The organism is Kocuria sp. CPCC 205263, assembly GCF_040981075.1.
Taxonomy (GTDB): Bacteria; Actinomycetota; Actinomycetes; order Actinomycetales; family Micrococcaceae; genus Kocuria; species Kocuria rosea.
In genome coordinates, this window is sequence record NZ_JAVKPV010000003.1 from 1 (window position 1) to 15,218 (window position 15,218).

At 72.0% G+C, this 15,218-nt stretch carries 15 protein-coding genes, 3 tRNA genes and 1 other RNA gene; 10 read left to right on the forward strand and 9 right to left on the reverse strand.

Annotation, left to right across the window (positions count from 1 at the left end; translation table 11 throughout):
• The coding region (aceE, locus tag RF647_RS04705; RefSeq protein WP_368810726.1) for a pyruvate dehydrogenase (acetyl-transferring), homodimeric type at positions 1-1,646 on the reverse strand (1,646 nt) is incomplete at its 3' end.
• Positions 1,647-2,100: 454 nt separating this feature from the next.
• On the opposite strand from aceE, the gene RF647_RS04710 reads away from it, so the two are divergent.
• The 4 genes from RF647_RS04710 to RF647_RS04725 all read left to right on the forward strand — a co-directional run bounded on the left by RF647_RS04710 (position 2,101) and on the right by RF647_RS04725 (position 4,151).
• On the forward strand, positions 2,101-2,517 hold the full coding sequence (locus tag RF647_RS04710; protein WP_017833737.1) for a DUF3052 domain-containing protein: 417 nt from the start codon (positions 2,101-2,103) through the stop codon (positions 2,515-2,517).
• A 35-nt stretch (positions 2,518-2,552) separates the two neighbouring features.
• Positions 2,553-3,011, forward strand: a complete 459-nt coding sequence (locus RF647_RS04715; protein ID WP_368810727.1) for a peroxiredoxin — start codon at positions 2,553-2,555, stop codon at positions 3,009-3,011.
• Between the two features lie 31 nt (positions 3,012-3,042).
• Positions 3,043-3,945, forward strand: a complete 903-nt coding sequence (locus RF647_RS04720) for an NAD-dependent protein deacetylase (protein WP_368810728.1) — start codon at positions 3,043-3,045, stop codon at positions 3,943-3,945.
• 130 nt (positions 3,946-4,075) lie between these two features.
• Positions 4,076-4,151 (forward strand) — tRNA-Val (locus RF647_RS04725).
• A 42-nt stretch (positions 4,152-4,193) separates the two neighbouring features.
• Here the strand turns inward: RF647_RS04725 and RF647_RS04730 are convergent.
• Positions 4,194-4,481, reverse strand: coding sequence for a hypothetical protein (locus tag RF647_RS04730; protein WP_368810729.1), 288 nt, complete (start codon positions 4,479-4,481; stop codon positions 4,194-4,196).
• Between the two features lie 220 nt (positions 4,482-4,701).
• On the opposite strand from RF647_RS04730, the gene gndA reads away from it, so the two are divergent.
• Positions 4,702-6,159, forward strand: coding sequence for an NADP-dependent phosphogluconate dehydrogenase (gene gndA / locus RF647_RS04735; protein ID WP_031283136.1), 1,458 nt, complete (start codon positions 4,702-4,704; stop codon positions 6,157-6,159).
• Between the two features lie 148 nt (positions 6,160-6,307).
• Here the strand turns inward: gndA and epsC are convergent, their stop codons facing one another.
• The 3 genes from epsC to msrA all read right to left on the reverse strand — a co-directional run bounded on the left by epsC (position 6,308) and on the right by msrA (position 8,721).
• Positions 6,308-6,892, reverse strand: a complete 585-nt coding sequence (gene epsC / locus RF647_RS04740) for a serine O-acetyltransferase EpsC (RefSeq protein WP_368810730.1) — start codon at positions 6,890-6,892, stop codon at positions 6,308-6,310.
• A gap of 159 nt (positions 6,893-7,051) precedes the next feature.
• Positions 7,052-7,987, reverse strand: coding sequence for a cysteine synthase A (gene cysK, locus RF647_RS04745; protein WP_368810731.1), 936 nt, complete (start codon positions 7,985-7,987; stop codon positions 7,052-7,054).
• Between the two features lie 137 nt (positions 7,988-8,124).
• Positions 8,125-8,721 carry a peptide-methionine (S)-S-oxide reductase MsrA gene (gene msrA, locus RF647_RS04750; RefSeq protein ID WP_368810732.1) on the reverse strand — a complete coding sequence of 199 codons (597 nt, stop codon included), beginning with the start codon at positions 8,719-8,721 and terminating at the stop codon, positions 8,125-8,127.
• A gap of 83 nt (positions 8,722-8,804) precedes the next feature.
• Here msrA and RF647_RS04755 point away from each other — a divergent pair, with 83 nt between their 5' ends.
• Both RF647_RS04755 and RF647_RS04760 read left to right on the forward strand, forming a co-directional pair.
• Positions 8,805-9,764 carry a Nif3-like dinuclear metal center hexameric protein gene (locus RF647_RS04755; protein ID WP_368810733.1) on the forward strand — a complete coding sequence of 320 codons (960 nt, stop codon included), beginning with the start codon at positions 8,805-8,807 and terminating at the stop codon, positions 9,762-9,764.
• Positions 9,761-10,495, forward strand: a complete 735-nt coding sequence (locus tag RF647_RS04760; protein WP_368810734.1) for a zinc ribbon domain-containing protein — start codon at positions 9,761-9,763, stop codon at positions 10,493-10,495. The genes RF647_RS04755 and RF647_RS04760 overlap by 4 nt, the downstream gene beginning before the upstream one ends.
• 51 nt (positions 10,496-10,546) lie before the next feature.
• On the opposite strand, the gene rnpB is transcribed toward RF647_RS04760, so the two are convergent.
• An RNA gene (rnpB, locus tag RF647_RS04765) (RNase P RNA component class A) lies at positions 10,547-10,940 on the reverse strand.
• Between the two features lie 69 nt (positions 10,941-11,009).
• On the opposite strand from rnpB, the gene RF647_RS04770 reads away from it, so the two are divergent.
• The gene (locus tag RF647_RS04770; protein WP_368810735.1) at positions 11,010-11,783 is read left to right on the forward strand and encodes a YaaA family protein; all 774 of its coding nucleotides are present in this window, start codon (positions 11,010-11,012) and stop codon (positions 11,781-11,783) included.
• Positions 11,784-11,819: 36 nt separating this feature from the next.
• Here RF647_RS04770 and def read toward each other — a convergent pair whose 3' ends face one another.
• From def to orn, 3 genes are all read right to left on the reverse strand, one after another.
• On the reverse strand, positions 11,820-12,392 hold the full coding sequence (def, locus tag RF647_RS04775) for a peptide deformylase (protein WP_368810736.1): 573 nt from the start codon (positions 12,390-12,392) through the stop codon (positions 11,820-11,822).
• A gap of 98 nt (positions 12,393-12,490) precedes the next feature.
• Positions 12,491-12,564 (reverse strand) — tRNA-His (locus RF647_RS04780).
• Between the two features lie 129 nt (positions 12,565-12,693).
• Positions 12,694-13,311 (reverse strand): oligoribonuclease, encoded by a 618-nt coding sequence (gene orn / locus RF647_RS04785; RefSeq protein WP_272026256.1) that lies wholly within the window; start codon positions 13,309-13,311, stop codon positions 12,694-12,696.
• 156 nt (positions 13,312-13,467) lie between these two features.
• On the opposite strand from orn, the gene mptB reads away from it, so the two are divergent.
• Together mptB and RF647_RS04795 are read left to right on the forward strand one after the other, a co-directional pair.
• Positions 13,468-15,039, forward strand: a complete 1,572-nt coding sequence (mptB, locus tag RF647_RS04790; RefSeq protein WP_368810737.1) for a polyprenol phosphomannose-dependent alpha 1,6 mannosyltransferase MptB — start codon at positions 13,468-13,470, stop codon at positions 15,037-15,039.
• Between the two features lie 69 nt (positions 15,040-15,108).
• Positions 15,109-15,181 (forward strand) — tRNA-Arg (locus RF647_RS04795).
• Positions 15,182-15,218 lie beyond the last annotated feature (37 nt).

The following is a 15,218-nucleotide window of genomic DNA, read 5'->3' on the forward strand; positions in this document are numbered from 1 at the left end:
AAGAACGAGTCCATGCCGAAGGTGCGGGCCTCGTCGGGGACGATGGGCACGATCCGGTGGCCGAACTCCTTCTCCCGCAGGAGGTCCTTCAGGATGCGCACGAAGGCCATGGTGGTGGCCGCCATCTGCTTGCCCGAGCCCTTCTTCGCGGACTTGTACGCGGCGTCGGTGGGCAGCGCGATCTCGTGCTGCTCGTGCGGGCGGTCCGGGACGAAGCCGCCGAGCTCCTTGCGGCGCTCCAGGAGGTACTTGACCTCCGGCGAGTCCTTGCCGGGGTGGTAGTAGGGCGCGCCGTAGAGGTCGCTCTCCAGCTCCTCGTCCGAGATGGGGATTCGCAGGTGGTCGCGGAAGGCCTTGAGGTCCTCCAGGGTCAGCTTCTTCATCTGGTGGGTCGCGTTGCGCGCTTCGAAGTGGCTGCCCAGGCCGTATCCCTTCACGCCCTGCGCCAGGACCACGGTCGGCTGGCCCTCGTGCTCGGTCGCGGCCTTGTAGGCGGCGTAGACCTTCTGGTAGTCGTGGGCGCCGCGCTTGAGCTCCCAGATCTCGTCGTCGGTCATGTCCGCGACGAGCTCCTTGGTGGCCGGGGATTTGCCGAAGAAGTGGTCGCGGATGAACCCGCCGGACTCGGCCTTGTAGGTCTGGAAGTCGCCGTCGAGGGTCTCGTTCATGATCCGGACCAGCTCGCCGTCCTCGTCCTTGGCGAGCAGCTGGTCCCACTCGCGGCCCCAGAGGACCTTCACGACGTTCCAGCCGGCGCCGCGGAAGAAGGCCTCGAGCTCCTGGACGATCTTGCCGTTGCCGCGCACCGGCCCGTCCAGGCGCTGCAGGTTGCAGTTGACGACGAACGTGAGGTTGTCGAGCTTGTCGTTGGCGGCCAGCTGCAGCAGGCCGCGCGACTCCGGCTCGTCCATCTCGCCGTCGCCCAGGAACGCCCACACGTGCTGCTCGGAGGTGTCCTTGATCCCGCGGTGGTGCAGGTAGCGGTTGAACTGCGCCTGGTAGATCGCGTTCATCGGCCCGATGCCCATGGACACGGTCGGGAACTGCCAGAAGTCGGGCATGGACCGCGGGTGCGGGTAGGAGGGCAGCCCGTTCGGGGCCTTCGTCTTCTCCTGCCGGAACCCGTCCAGCTGCTCCTCGGTGAGCCGGCCCTCGAGATAGGCGCGCGCGTAGTTGCCGGGGGCCGAGTGGCCCTGCCAGAACACCTGGTCGCCGCCGCCGGGGTGCTCCGGGCCGCGGAAGAAGTGGTTGAGGCCCACCTCGTAGAGGGTGGCCACACCGGCGTAGGAGGAGATGTGACCGCCCACGCCGATCTCCGGGCGCTGTGCCCGGTGCACCATCACGGCGGCGTTCCAGCGCAGGAACGCACGGTAGCGCCGCTCGATCTCCTCGTCGCCCGGGAACTCCGGCTCCTGGTCCACCGGGATCGAGTTCACGTAGTCCGTGGTGGTGACCATCGGCACGCCCACGCTCTTCGCACCGGCGTGCTGGAGGAGGGCGCGCATGATGTACTGCGCCCGTTCCGTGCCCTGCGTCTCGATCAGGCCCTCGAAGGACTCGATCCACTCCCGGGTCTCCTCGGTGTCGGAGTCCTTCAGGTTGTTGGTCAAGCCACTGAGGATGTGGTGGTTGCTGGATGAAGGCACGTTCAACCTCTCTTCGTCGAGTTGCCCGACGGATCCCGGGCGGGTGCGCGCGCGAGGGCGCGGCCGGGACGTCCGACAGTCTCAAAAATACCCGTTGCCCGTTCCGCTGTCCGAACGCCACCCGGAACGGGTGGACGTCCGGGAACCGGGCCCGTCGTGCGGATCGCGCCGCCGGGGCCGTCTCGGGCGTACGGGGTGTCTGTGGGGACCATGCTTCCACACCCGGGGCGGGCCGTCACACGGCGTGTCACCCCACGCGTCACCCCCATGATTCGGGGGCGCTCACCGTGCGGGAGCTTGAAAGAGTCCCTGATCCGGTGTTGTCTGGACGGTGAAGCCGGTATCCGGCCCGCCACCGTGCCCCCGCGGTCCGCCGACGGGCAGGCGGAGCCCAGCACCGGTACGCAGTGCGTGGTCGTCGTTCGTCGGCCCGATCCCAGAAGGAGCAAGAACAGTGAGCGAGGCCAAGACCACCGCGGGTGACGCGGTAGTCCAGCTCGGTTTCAAGGATGGCGACTACATCCAGGAGTTCGGATACGACGAGGACGTCGACCTCGACCTGAGGGACGGCATCGAGGAAGTGATCGGGTCGGACCTGCTGGACGAGGACGACCAGGAGGTCGTCGACGCGGTGCTCCTCTGGTTCCGCGAGGGTGACGGTGATCTCGTCGACACGCTGGTGGACGTCACCACCACCCTGGACGAGGGCGGCGTGGTGTGGGTGCTGACCCCCAAGGCGGGCCGCGACGGCTACGTGCCGCCCGCGGAGGTCCAGGAGGCCGCGCCCACGGCGGGCCTGCACGTGACCACGACCGCACGCGTCAGCGCGGACTGGGCCGCGACCCGGCTCATGCCCAAGCGCAACGTCTGACCGGGCGTCCCGGACCCCAGCGGAGGAGACCACGCATGCTCGAGATCGGCGCGCCCGCCCCGGAATTCACCCTCAAGAACCAGTTCGGCGAGCCGGTGACCCTGAGCGACCTCCGCGGCCGCCCCGTGGCGATCGTGTTCTACCCGTTCGCGTTCTCCGGGGTCTGCACCGGCGAGCTGTGCCGGCTCCAGGACAGCCTCTCCGTGTTCGACGACGCCGGGGTGAGGCTGCTCGCGGTGTCCGTGGACTCGAAGTACACGCTGCGGGCGTTCGCGCGGGAGGAGTCCTTCGACTTCGACCTGCTGTCCGACTTCTGGCCCCACGGTGAGGTGGCCCAGCGCTACGGGGTGTTCGACCCGGTGGCCGGTCTGGCGGAGCGGGCCACCTTCGTGCTGGACGCGCAGGGCGTCGTCGTCGACGCCTTCCGGTCGGAGCGCGGCACGCCGCGGGAGCTCGAGGCCTACCGCACCGCCCTCACCAAGCTGCACGGCTGATCCCGGCCGGCCCGGTCCCCAGCGAGCAGCGATGCCCACCGTCCGCGCCGGCCACGGCGCCCCCGTGCACCCCGACCAGTTCCCCGACCCCGACGCCGCCGGGCTCGAGGCGGGCCTGGCCGGGGCGGTCGCGCTCCTGAGCGGGCGGCGGACCGCCGTCCTGACGGGCGCGGGCATCAGCACGGAGTCCGGGATCCCGGACTACCGCGGCCCCGGCTCGACTCCCCGCACCCCCATGACCTTCGACGAGTTCATGGGCAGCGCCGCCATGCGCAGCCACTACTGGGCGCGCAACCAGTACGGGTGGCGCCACCTGGCGCGTGCCCGGCCCAACGCCGGGCACGCCGCCCTGGCCCGGCTCGAGGAGTCGGGGTCCGTCACGGGCGTGGTCACCCAGAACATCGACCGCCTGCACCAGGCCGCGGGGTCCCTCAACGTCGTGGACCTGCACGGGCGCTACACGCAGGTCGGGTGCATGCGCTGCGCCACCCGCATTCCCCGGGCGGTGCTCTCCGACCTGTTCGACGAGCTCAACCCGGGCTTCTACGACTCGATCCCGTCCCCGGACGACATCGACTTCGCCCCGGACGCCGACGCGGTGGTGCCGCGCACGGCCGGGTTCCGGGTGCCGGACTGCCCGGTCTGCGGCGGGGTCCTGAAGCCCGACGTCGTGTTCTTCGGGGAGAACGCGCCCCGGCACCGGGTGCTGCGCGCGCTGCGCATGGTGGACGCCGCCGACGCCCTGCTGGTCGTGGGCTCGTCCCTGACCGTGAACTCGGGGCGCCGCTTCGTCCGGCACGCGGTGCGCACCGACGTGCCAGTGGTGATCGTCAACCACGGGCGCACCCGGGGGGACGCCGCGGCGCGGCTGAAGGTCGACGCGTCCGCGACCGCCTTCCTGGTGGGGCTCGAGCGGCGACTCGCCCGGCCGTAGGGCGGACGGCGAATATGTCGAACCTCACGCCGGGCGGGCCCCGCACCCGGTCGGCACCGGTGCGCCCCGGCGGGTAGCCTGTTCGGGAACCGGGTGCCGGCGGTTGCGAAAACCGCCCACCCGGTTGTCAGGGTCTTTAGCTCAGCTGGTAGAGCGCCACGTTTACACCGTGGATGTCATCGGTTCGATCCCGGTAGGACCCACCACGAGCCGGTCGCGCCGCCCGCGGGAGCCGGTGCGGTGCACGACTAGCGGAAGTACACCTGCTTGGACCCGGCCCGGGTGCACAGGACCACGATGCTCCCCGTGCTGTCGGCCTTCCGGGCCTTCTTCACGTAGGAGGAGGCCGTGCCACCGCACAGTTCGGCCGCCTTCTCGCTGGCCCGGGTGATCGTCGCCTCGTTGAGCACCTCCTTGGCGCCCACGACCACGTCGACCTTGCCGTCGGCGGCCGCCGCGGCGGGTGCGAACCCGGCGCCCGACCACAGGGCGGCGCAGGCCGCGGTCCCGATCAGTGTCCTCTTCCACGCGTCCATGCCAAGCCCCCCGGCTCTCGTGCTCCACCACCAATGTAGGAGCCCCGGCGGGGGGATTGGCAATTGTGACGCAGGTTCTTCCGTGGACTTCTCCGCCAGGCCTCCGGTCCGGACTTTTCGCCCGGCCCGCTCCTCGGCGAGCACGGTGAGGACCCCGGCGGGCCGCGGCAACAAGTGCGCACCGGACGGAGCGCCCTCCCGGAGTTTGTAGGCTGGGGGCATGGCAGCAGAACAGAAAGCTCAGATCGGGGTCACCGGCCTCGCGGTCATGGGCGCGAACCTCGCCCGCAACTTCGCCCGGCACGGTTACACCGTCGCCCTCCACAACCGCTCCGTCGAGAAGACCGACGCCCTGCTCGACGCCCACGGCGACGAGGGGACGTTCATCCGCACGGAGACCCTCCAGGAACTCGTGGACGCCCTCGAGACCCCCCGCCGCATCCTCGTGATGGTCAAGGCCGGCGCCCCCGTGGACGCCGTCATCGAGCAGCTCGTGCCGCTGCTCGAGAAGGACGACATCATCATCGACGGCGGCAACTCCTACTTCCAGGACACCCGGCGCCGCGAGCGCGAGCTCGCGGAGAAGGGCCTGGACTTCGTGGGCATCGGCGTCTCGGGCGGTGAGGAGGGCGCCCTGCTCGGGCCCTCCATCATGCCCGGCGGCCCCCGCAAGTCCTACGACTCCCTCGGCCCCCTCCTCGAGGACATCGCGGCCAAGGCGGAGGACGGCACGCCGTGCTGCGCCTGGATCGACACGGACGGCGCCGGCCACTTCGTGAAGATGGTGCACAACGGCATCGAGTACGCCGACATGCAGGTCATCGGCGAGGCGCACGAGCTGCTGCGCTCCGTCGCCGGGCTCGAGCCGGCCGAGCAGGCCGACGTCTTCGAGCAGTGGAACCGCACCGAGCTGGCCTCCTACCTCATCGAGATCACCGCGCACGTGCTGCGCCAGGTCGACGCCCGCACGGACCAGCCCCTCATCGACGTGATCGTGGACGCCGCGGGGCAGAAGGGCACCGGCCGCTGGACCGTCCAGGAGGCCCTCGAGCTCGGCTCCCCGGTCACCGCGATCGCCGAGTCCGTCTTCGCCCGGGCGCTGTCCTCCGCCGAGCCGGAGATGCGCCTCGAGGCGCAGCGCGTGCTGCCCGCCGGCATCGGCGGCACCACCGAGGACGTCGTGCACGACCCCGAGTTCGTGGAGGACGTGCGCAAGGCCCTCTACGCCTCGAAGCTGGTCAGCTACGCCCAGGGCCTCGACATGCTCACCATGGCTGGCCGGGAGTACGGCTGGGACCTGGACCTCGCGACCATCGCGGGCCTGTGGCGGGAGGGCTGCATCATTCGGGCGGAGCTGCTCGAGGTCATCATGGAGGCGTACAAGGGGGACAAGCAGCCGCTGAACCTGCTGTTCGCCCCGGAGTTCGTCGCCGCCGTCGAGGAGGCCCTGCCGTCCTGGCGGCGCGTCGTGGCCCGGGCCGTGGAGCGGGGCATCCCCGCGCCGGTGTTCGCCACCACGCTGAACTACTACGACTCGCTGCGCCGGCCCCGGCTCAACGCGGCCCTGACGCAGGGTCTGCGCGACTTCTTCGGCGCCCACACCTACCGGCGCACCGACGACGCCGAGGGGACCTACCACACCCTGTGGAGCGGGGACCGCTCCGAGGTCGTCTCCTGACCGGGACCCCGCACGACGACGCCGGCCGGCCGTCCCCGTCCCGGGGGCGGCCGGCCGGCGTCGTGATGGGGGCGGGCGGCTCGCGGCGCGGGAGCCCGTCAGCGACCGGAGGCGCGGTAGACGTGCGGACGGCCGGGGCGGGACGGGATCAGATCCACATCGCGGGGTCGATGTAGCTGGAGGGGTCCACGAGGGGCTGCTGCTTCTCGGAGGTGCGCGGGCGGACCTTGCCGGGGATCCCGGTCACGATCGAGTCCTCCGGCACGTCCTTGACCACCACGGCGTTGGCGCCCACGGCGGAGTCGGCGCCGATCTCCACGGGGCCCAGGATCTTCGCCCCGGCGCCGATCACCACGCGGTCGCCCACGGTGGGGTGCCGCTTGACTTTCTCCAGGGAGCGCCCGCCCAGGGTCACCCCGTGGTAGATCATCACGTCCTCGCCGATCTGCGCGGTCTCCCCGATGACCACGCCCATGCCGTGGTCGATGAAGAAGCGGCGCCCGATGGTCGCCCCCGGGTGGATCTCCACGCCCGTCAGGAAGCGGCCGAGCTGGGAGACCGTACGGGCCAGCAGCCGCCGGTCGGGCTGCTGCCACAGCCGGTGCGACAGGCGGTGGATCCAGATGGCGTGCAGACCTGAGTAGTTGAGGGCGATCTCCACCCGGGAGCGCGCGGCCGGGTCGTGCGTCCGGGCCGTCTGCAGATCCTCGGCGAGTCTGCTCCAGAAACTCACGGTCTACCTCTGTTCTTCCGGTGGCGGGGGTCCTGGCCCGCCGGGACCGGCGGGACGTGTTGGGGCGCGGACGGGAACGACCCGCCCACCACCGGGGGCAACGTCACCGGCAGGCGACGCTATTCCCGGAGGGGACGGGTCGTGGGCCCATGGCGCGGCTCAGCCCCGGATGTCCTCGTAGAGCAGGGTGGAGATGTAGCGCTCGCCGAAGTCGCACACGATCGCCACGATCAGCTTGTCCCGGTTCTCCTCCTTGGCGGCCTCCTGGAGGGCGGCCCACACGATGGCGCCGGAGGAGATCCCGCCGAGGATGCCCTCCTTGGTGCCGAGCTCGCGGGCGACCCGCACGGAGTCCTCGACCGTCACGTCGTAGACGTCGTCGTAGATCTCGCGGTCGAGGTTGTCGGGGACGAAGTTCGCGCCGAGGCCCTGGATCTTGTGCGGCCCGGCCTTGCCCTCGGTGAGCAGGGGCGAGTCGGCCGGCTCGACGACGACGAGGCGCACGTCCGGCTTCTGCTCGCGCAGGTAGCGGCCCGCGCCCGTGATGGTGCCGCCGGTGCCCACGCCGGAGACGAACACCTCGACCTGGCCGTCGGTGTCCTCCCAGATCTCCGGGCCCGTGGTCGCGTAGTGGATGGCCGGGTTGGCCTCGTTGGCGAACTGCTTGGCCAGGACGGCGTTCTCGGTGCTGTCGACGATCTCCTGGGCCTTCTCCACGGCGCCGCGCATGCCCTCAGCGCCCGGGGTGAGCACGATCTGGGCGCCGTAGGCGCGGAGCATGACCCGGCGCTCCGTGGACATGGTCTCCGGCATGGTCAGGATGACCTTGTAGCCGCGGGCGGCGCCGACCATGGCCAGCGCGATGCCGGTGTTCCCGGAGGTGCCCTCGACGATCGTGCCGCCCGGCTTCAGCTGGCCGGACTTCTCGGCGGCGTCGATGATGGCCACGCCGATCCGGTCCTTGACGGAGTTCGCCGGGTTGTAGAACTCCAGCTTCACGGCGACGTTGCCGGGCAGGCCCTCGTCGAGCCGGTTGAGGTGGACGAGCGGGGTGCGGCCCACGATCTCGGTGACGTCGTTGTAGATCTTCGGCATGTGCGTACCTCGGTTTCTGCGTGGTCGGTTCTCTGTCGGATCTGGGTGCTGCTCGGGTCGTGCTGCGGCCGCCGGTGCTCTGGGGGGCCCGCGGCGGCGCGGTCCTAGCTCAGCCTAGCCAGGCCCCGCAAGCGCTACTACGCGGTAAGCCACGCGGAGTAACGTTTCCGGACCTTCGCCAGCTTGGGGTTGATGATCACCTGGCAGTAGCCGTTCCAGGGCTGCGCGGCGTAGAAGTCCTGGTGCTCGGGCTCCGCCTCCCAGAACGGGCCCAGCGGCTCCAGGGTCGTGACGATCGGCTGGTCCCACGCCGGCTGCGTGCGGCGGATCGACTGCTCGAACAGCTCCCGCTGGGCCTCGTCGGCCCAGAACATGGCGGACCGGTACTGGGAGCCCACGTCGTAGCCCTGCCGGTTGAGGGTGGTCGGGTCGTGACCGGTGAAGAACAGGTCCAGGATCACGTCCGCCGGCACCACCGACGGGTCGAAGGTCACGGCGACCGCCTCGGCGTGACCGGTCGTGCCCGTGCACACCGCGTAGTAGTCGGCGCGCCCGGGGTCGCCGCCGGTGTAGCCGGAGACCACGGAGGTGACGCCCCGGGTGATCCGGTAGACGGCGTCGAGGCACCAGAAGCACCCGCCCGCGAGCACGAACGTCTCGGTCGCGGCGGGGTCCGTCGCGGCGGGGCGGGGATCGGGGGCGGGGCGTGCGTCGTCGTGCGTGGAGAAGACCATGACCCGTACAACACCGCACGGCCCGCATCATTCCCGCACCCGCCTCGGCGGCCGGCGCGGAACGGGCTCCTAGACTGGAGCGCATGAGCGAGCAGAGCACGTCCCCGCCCCGGCCCGCCCCCTCCCTGTCGGAGGTGCTGCAGACCGTCGAGCGGCTGTGGCCGATGCACCTGCAGGAGCCCTGGGACGCCAGCGGGCTCGTCACCGGCCGCCCCGACCAGCCCGTGCGCCGGATCCTGTTCGCCGTGGACCCCGTGGCCGGGGTCGTCGCCGAGGCCGTGTCCACCGGCGCCGACCTGTTGGTCACCCACCACCCCCTGCTCCTGCGCGGCGTGACGTCCGTGGCCGCCGACGGCTTCAAGGGCGCCGTGGTGCACGAGCTCATCGAGCACCGGTGCGCCCTGCTCGCCTGCCACACCAACGCGGACTCCGCCCCGGACGGCGTCTCGGACGCCGTGGCACGGGCCGCCGGACTCACGACGACGACGCCCCTCGCGCCGCACCCCGCCGATCCGGCCGTGGGCATCGGGCGCGTGGGGGACCTGGCGCGGCCCGTGCGCCTGCGGGAGCTGGCCCGGCGCCTGGCCGACGCCGTGCCGCCCACCGCCCACGGGGTCCGGGTGGCAGGGGACCCCGACGCCCTCGTCCGGCGTGTCGCCGTGTGCGGGGGAGCCGGGGACTCGCTCTTCGACGAGGTGCGGTCCTCCGGGGCCGACGTCTACGTGACCGCGGACCTGCGCCACCATCCGGCGTCCGAGGCGCGCGAGGCCGCACTGGGCCCCGACGCCGGCGGCACCCCGTACCTCGTGGACCTCTCCCACTTCGCGAGCGAGTGGCTGTGGCTGCCCGTGGGCGCCGCCGCGCTGCGGGAGGCGCTCGCGGCGGGCGGCCACGACGTCCAGGTCGACGTCTCCGAGCGGTGCTCCGACCCGTGGGACTTCCGCCTCGACCACCCCGGCCACGACGGGTCCGACCTCGTCCGCTCCGGCCACGACCGTTCCGCCCCCGACCCCGCCGCGCCGACCGCAGGAGGACCCGCATGAGCACCGCCACGCCCGAGCAGCAACGAGCCCTGCTGGAGCTCGAGCGGGTGGACGCCCGGCTGCGCCGGATCACCGCCCGGATCGCGGAGCTGCAGACCGACCCCGAGGTCGCCGCCGCGCTGCAGCTCAGGGCCCGGGCGATCGCCACCGCCAAGGAGCTCGGATCCGCCGAGCAGGACGTCCGGGACCGGTTGGCCGCCGCCGAGCAGAAGGTCGCCCGCGTCCAGGCCTCCATCGAGAAGGACCGCCGGCGCCTCGAGCAGGGCGGCTCCGCCAAGGACCTCATGGGCCTGCAGCACGAGATCGACACCCGGACCCGGCAGCTGGCCGAGGCGGAGGAGGCGGAGCTGGAGGTCATGCAGGAGCTCGAGGACGCCGTGGCGCACCGGGCCCGCATCACGCCGCGGCTCAAGGAGGCCGACGCGGAGGCCCGGCGCCGGGTCGAGGCCCGGGACGCGGAGGGCCGCGCCCTGACGGCCGAGCGGGACGAGCTGGCCGGCGCGCGCCCCGCCGCCGCGGAGGGCGTGGGGCACCCCGGGCTGCTGGCACGGTACGAGAAGATCCGGACCGGGCGCGGCACCGACCGGCCGGCGGCCGCGGAGCTGCGGGACACCGCGTGCGGGTCCTGCGGAACGGCCCTCAGCCCCACGGACGCCGCGACGTTCCGGGCGGCGGCCCCGGACGAGGTGCTGACGTGCCCCGAGTGCGGCGTGCTCCTCGTCCGCCCCTGAGGCTTCCCGGCACCGCTCGAGCCCGGAGCGGCGCCGGAGCGCGCGGTGCGGGGGACAGGCCGGCCTGTAAGCCGGGTTCTGTGCGCACGGCCGGTCGCCCGTGCCGTGCCGGTGACCATCCATCTAGGCCCACCGTTGCCGGTGGGCTCGAGCGGCCTACCCGGGTGCTCGGGCGAGCAGCCCTCGGACGCACCCTGTCTGGCCTTGCTCCGGATGGGGTTTACCGAGCCGCGCCGGTCACCCGGCGCGCTGGTGGTCTCTTACACCACCTTTTCACCCTGACCCGCCGCCCGGACGGACCGGGGGCGGGCGGTCTGTTCTCTGTGGCACTTTCCTGCGGGTCTCCCCGAGTGGGCGTTGCCCACCATCCTGCTCTGCGGAGCCCGGACTTTCCTCGCGCCGCGACAGCCGGAGCTGCGCGGCCCGCGGTCACCCGGCCGACCTGTCCGAGGCCCATCCTACCCGCCGGTCCGGGGCGCCCGGACCGGCCCGCGGGGTCACTAGACTGCTGCGAGTGCTGATCCTCCTCCCGCCCTCCGAGACCAAGACCGCCCCCGGCGCCGGCGCCCCCGTGGACCCCGCCGTCCTGTCCTTCCCCGAGCTCACGGCCGCCCGGGAGCAGGTGCTCGCCGAGCTGGCCGCGACGAGCGCCCGCGAGGACGCGCTCGAGGTGCTGGGCGTGGGGGAGCGGCTGCGGGGCGAGGTCGAGCGCAACACCCGGCTGGGCGCCGAGCCGGCCGCACCGGCCCTCAGCGTCTACACCGGGGTGCTCTACGACGCCCTCGACCCGGCCGGGATGACCGGGGCGCAGCGGGCCGCCGCGGCAGCGTCCCTCGTCGTCGTCTCGGCGCTGTGGGGCGCGGTGCGCCCCGACGACCGGATCCCGGCCTACCGCCTGTCCATGGGCGCCGCGCTGCCGGGGCTCGGCAGGCTCGCGGCGCACTGGAAGCACCACCTGCCCGCGGTGCTGGAGCCCGCGGCCGGGGACGGGCTCGTCGTGGACTGCCGGTCGGCCGCCTACGCGGCGGCGTGGCGAGGCCCCCGGGCCCGGACGGTGGGGGTGAAGGTGGTGCGGGAGCGGCACGGGAGGCGTCAGATCGTCTCGCACATGGCCAAACACACCCGGGGCCTGCTGGCCCGGCACCTCGTCGAGCGCGCCGCCGCCGGCGAACGCCTGGAGACGCCGCTGGACCTGCTCGCGGCGGCGCAGGAGCGCTGGCGGGCCGAGCTGACGGAGCCCACGGCCCGTTCGGCGGGCGAGCTCGTCGTCGTGCGCACCGAGGACTGAGCCCGGTGCGCGCACCGAGGTCGGTGCGCGCACGGATCAGTGGCCGAACGGGTCCTCGTCGACGCCGGGGGTCCAGGTGTGGCCGCCGCGGCCCCAGCCCTCGGCCTTGACCGCCCGGCGCGCCTTCCGGCCCCACTTGTCGTTGAGCCGGTCCACGTAGAGCTTGCCGTCCAGGTGGTCGTACTCGTGCTGCATGACGCGGGCGAACCACCCGGTGGCCTCGAAGTCCACCGGCCGGCCCTCCACGTCGAAGCCGCCGACCCGGACCCAGTCCGCCCGCTTCAGCGGCCAGCTGTAGCCGGGCACGGACAGGCAGCCCTCGGACTCCTCGTCCGGGTCCGGCGCCTCCTGCGAGATCCGGCCCGGGGTCAGCACGGGGTTGACGAGCACCCCGCGCGGCGCCACATCGTCGTCGTTCTGGAACGTGTAGGTGAAGATCCGCAGCCCCACGCCGATCTGCGGGGCGGCGAGCCCCACGCCGTGGGCGGCGTCCATGGTCTCGTACATGTCTGCCACGAGGGCGCGCAGGTCCTCGTCGAACTGCGCCACCTTGGCGGCGGGGCGGTGGAGGACGGGATCGCCGGTGATCACCACGGGACGGACGGCCATGACGCACTTCCTTCGACTTGCCGGGGCCTGCGCCCCTTCGAACCGGTTCGGGAACGACGAAAGGCCGCCCCGAGTCAACGGGACGGCCTTTCACGGTGGGTGAGCGACGGGGGTTGAACCCGCGACCTCCTGGACCACAACCAGGCGCTCTGCCGAACTGAGCTACGCCCACCATGAACGCCCGCCGGAAGACCGTGCTTCCGCTGGGCAACGCATACGAGTGTACCGCATTCCCGGAGGGCTCCGGACCACGCCGGGACCCCCGACCGTCCGGGCCGGGGTCCCGGCCCGGACGGGGGACTCAGGCGCCCGTGCGGGACGCGGCGATCTCCGCGGCGATGCCCTTCGCGGTCTCCGAGTCCGGCCCCGGCTCGGCGGCGAACACGGCGCGGCGGTAGTACCGCAGCTCGTCGATCGAGTCCCGGATGTCGCCCAGGGCCCGGTGGTTGCCGGTCTTCGGCGGGGCCTGGAAGTAGGCGCGCGGGAACCACCGGCGGGAGAGCTCCTTGATGGTGGAGACGTCGATCACGCGGTAGTGCAGGTGGGCCACGAGCTCCGGCATGTCGCGCACCAGGAACGTGCGGTCCGTGCCCACCGAGTTCCCGCCCAGCGGGGCCTTGCCGGGCTCGGGCACCCACTCCTTGATGTAGGCGAGGACCTGCTCCTGCGCCTGCTCCATCGTCAGACCGGAGGGGAGCTCGTCGAGCAGCTTGGAGGAGGTGTGCATGTTGCGCACGAAGTCCCCCATCTGCGCCAGCGCCGCCTCGTCCGGGCGGATCACGACGTCGACACCCTCCCCGAGGACGTTGAGCTCGTCGTCGGTGACGAGCGCCGCGACCTCGATCAGGGCGTCGTCCTCGATGGACAGCCCCGTCATCTCGCAGTCGATCCACACAATGCGTCCGTTCGAATTAGCCACCCGGACAATCTACCGTGCCGCCCCGACGCCGCCGGTCGCCGCCGGGGCCGGTCGGGGACTCCCCGAGGAGCCGGGGATAGGATCGGGGCGACCACGGGTCCGTGCTGCGCCCAGCCGGGGCGCCCGCAACCACCGGACGGGCGCATCGGGAGAGCAGTGCAGACCACTTCGACGACGCCGGTGCCGGGCGAGGGACCCGACGGCGTCCGGCCGCCGGCGGATCCCGGGAGCTCGTGGTACGACTCCGACTCGCTCCTGCGGACGGTGCTCATGGGCACGCTCGGGTCGCTCATGCTCCTGGTCGGCTCCCTGGGCGTCGGCTGGCTCGCCTCCGTCTCCCCGCTGCGGCAGGCGCCGGTCATCATCGGCATGCGCTTCACGACCACCGGTGTGATCGTCTCCATCCTCCTGCTCGCCGTGGGCGGGATGCTCCTGATCCGCGAGTGGCTGCGCCTGGGGCAGAAGCTCAACACGTGGGGACCTGGCAGCGGCCGGTGGGTGCTCATCGCCATCGCGGCGTGGGCCGCCCCCATGCTCGTGACGATCCCCCTGTTCAGCCGGGACGTGTACTCCTACATCGGCCAGGGCCGGGTGATGGCCAGCGGGCTGAACCCCTACGAGCACGGCGTCTCCACGATCGACAACTTCTTCCAGCTCGGGGCCGACCAGATGTGGTCGGAGTCCCCGCCGCCCTACGGGCCGCTCTTCCTGTGGCTCGAGCAGTTCGTGGTGGCCGTCACCGGCGCGGACCCGGACGCCGCGGTGCTCTGGTTCCGGGGGATGTGCGTGCTCGCCGTGATCGCCTGCATGTGGCTGATCCCGCGGCTCGCGCGGCTGCACGGCATCAACCCGGCCCGGGCCCTGTGGCTCAGCGTGGCCAACCCCCTGTTCCTCACGAACTTCGTCGTCTCCGTGCACAACGACGCCATCATGATCGCCCTCGCCCTCGGCGGCACCTACGCGGCCGCTGCGCACCGCAACTGGAAGGGCGGTCTGCTCGGGACCACGCTCGTCACGCTGTCCGTGGCGATCAAGCCCATCACCCTCGTCTTCCTGCCCTTCATCGGCCTGCTGTGGGCGGGCCGGAACGCGTCGTGGACCCGCCGCTTCGTCATCTGGTTCCTGGTCCTCCTCTACGCGATCGCCCTGCTCGGGCTGATGGGTCTGCTCAACGGCTTCGGCTTCGGCTGGGTCTCCGCCATGTCCACCCCCGGCTCCGTGTCCATCTGGTACGCCCCGGTGGGTCTCGCCGGCGTGCTCGCCACCACCCTGGCCGCGGCCGTGGGCGCCGACGCGGGCCAGTGGCGGGAGGTGGTCCACGCGGCCGGCCAGGCCCTCGCGGTGCCCGTCATCCTCTGGCTGATGTTCGTGGGCCGGGACGAGCGCATCATCCGCCGACTGACCTGGGCGTTCGCCGCGATCGTGCTGTTCTCCCCGATGATCCAGGCCTGGTACGTGGTGTGGCTCATCCCGCTGTTCGCGGTCACGGGAATCCGCAGCGACTGGCAGGTCGACATCCTGTTCTTCCTCACCGTCTTCTTCATGATCTACGCGGTCTCCGACCAGCTGGACGTCTTCCCGTACCTCGACCTCGACCTCAGCTCCGGCCGGCTGATCGCGGCGGTCGTCGCCCTCTCCTACGGCGTGTACCTGTGGTTCATCGACCCGGCGACCCGGCGACTCTTCCGCGGCCACTACCAGCCCCCGGTGCAGAGCGCCGTGATCTGAGGAGCAAGTGCGGCCCCCGCGAGTTGATAAACTCGACCGCGGTGCCCGGGACGCGGTCCCGGGCGGCACGCCCCAGTAGCTCAGTGGATAGAGCAGGAGCCTTCTAATCTCTTGGTCGGGGGTTCGACTCCCTCCTGGGGCACAAGAGACCCCCTCTCACTAGGCCTAATGCCAGTGAG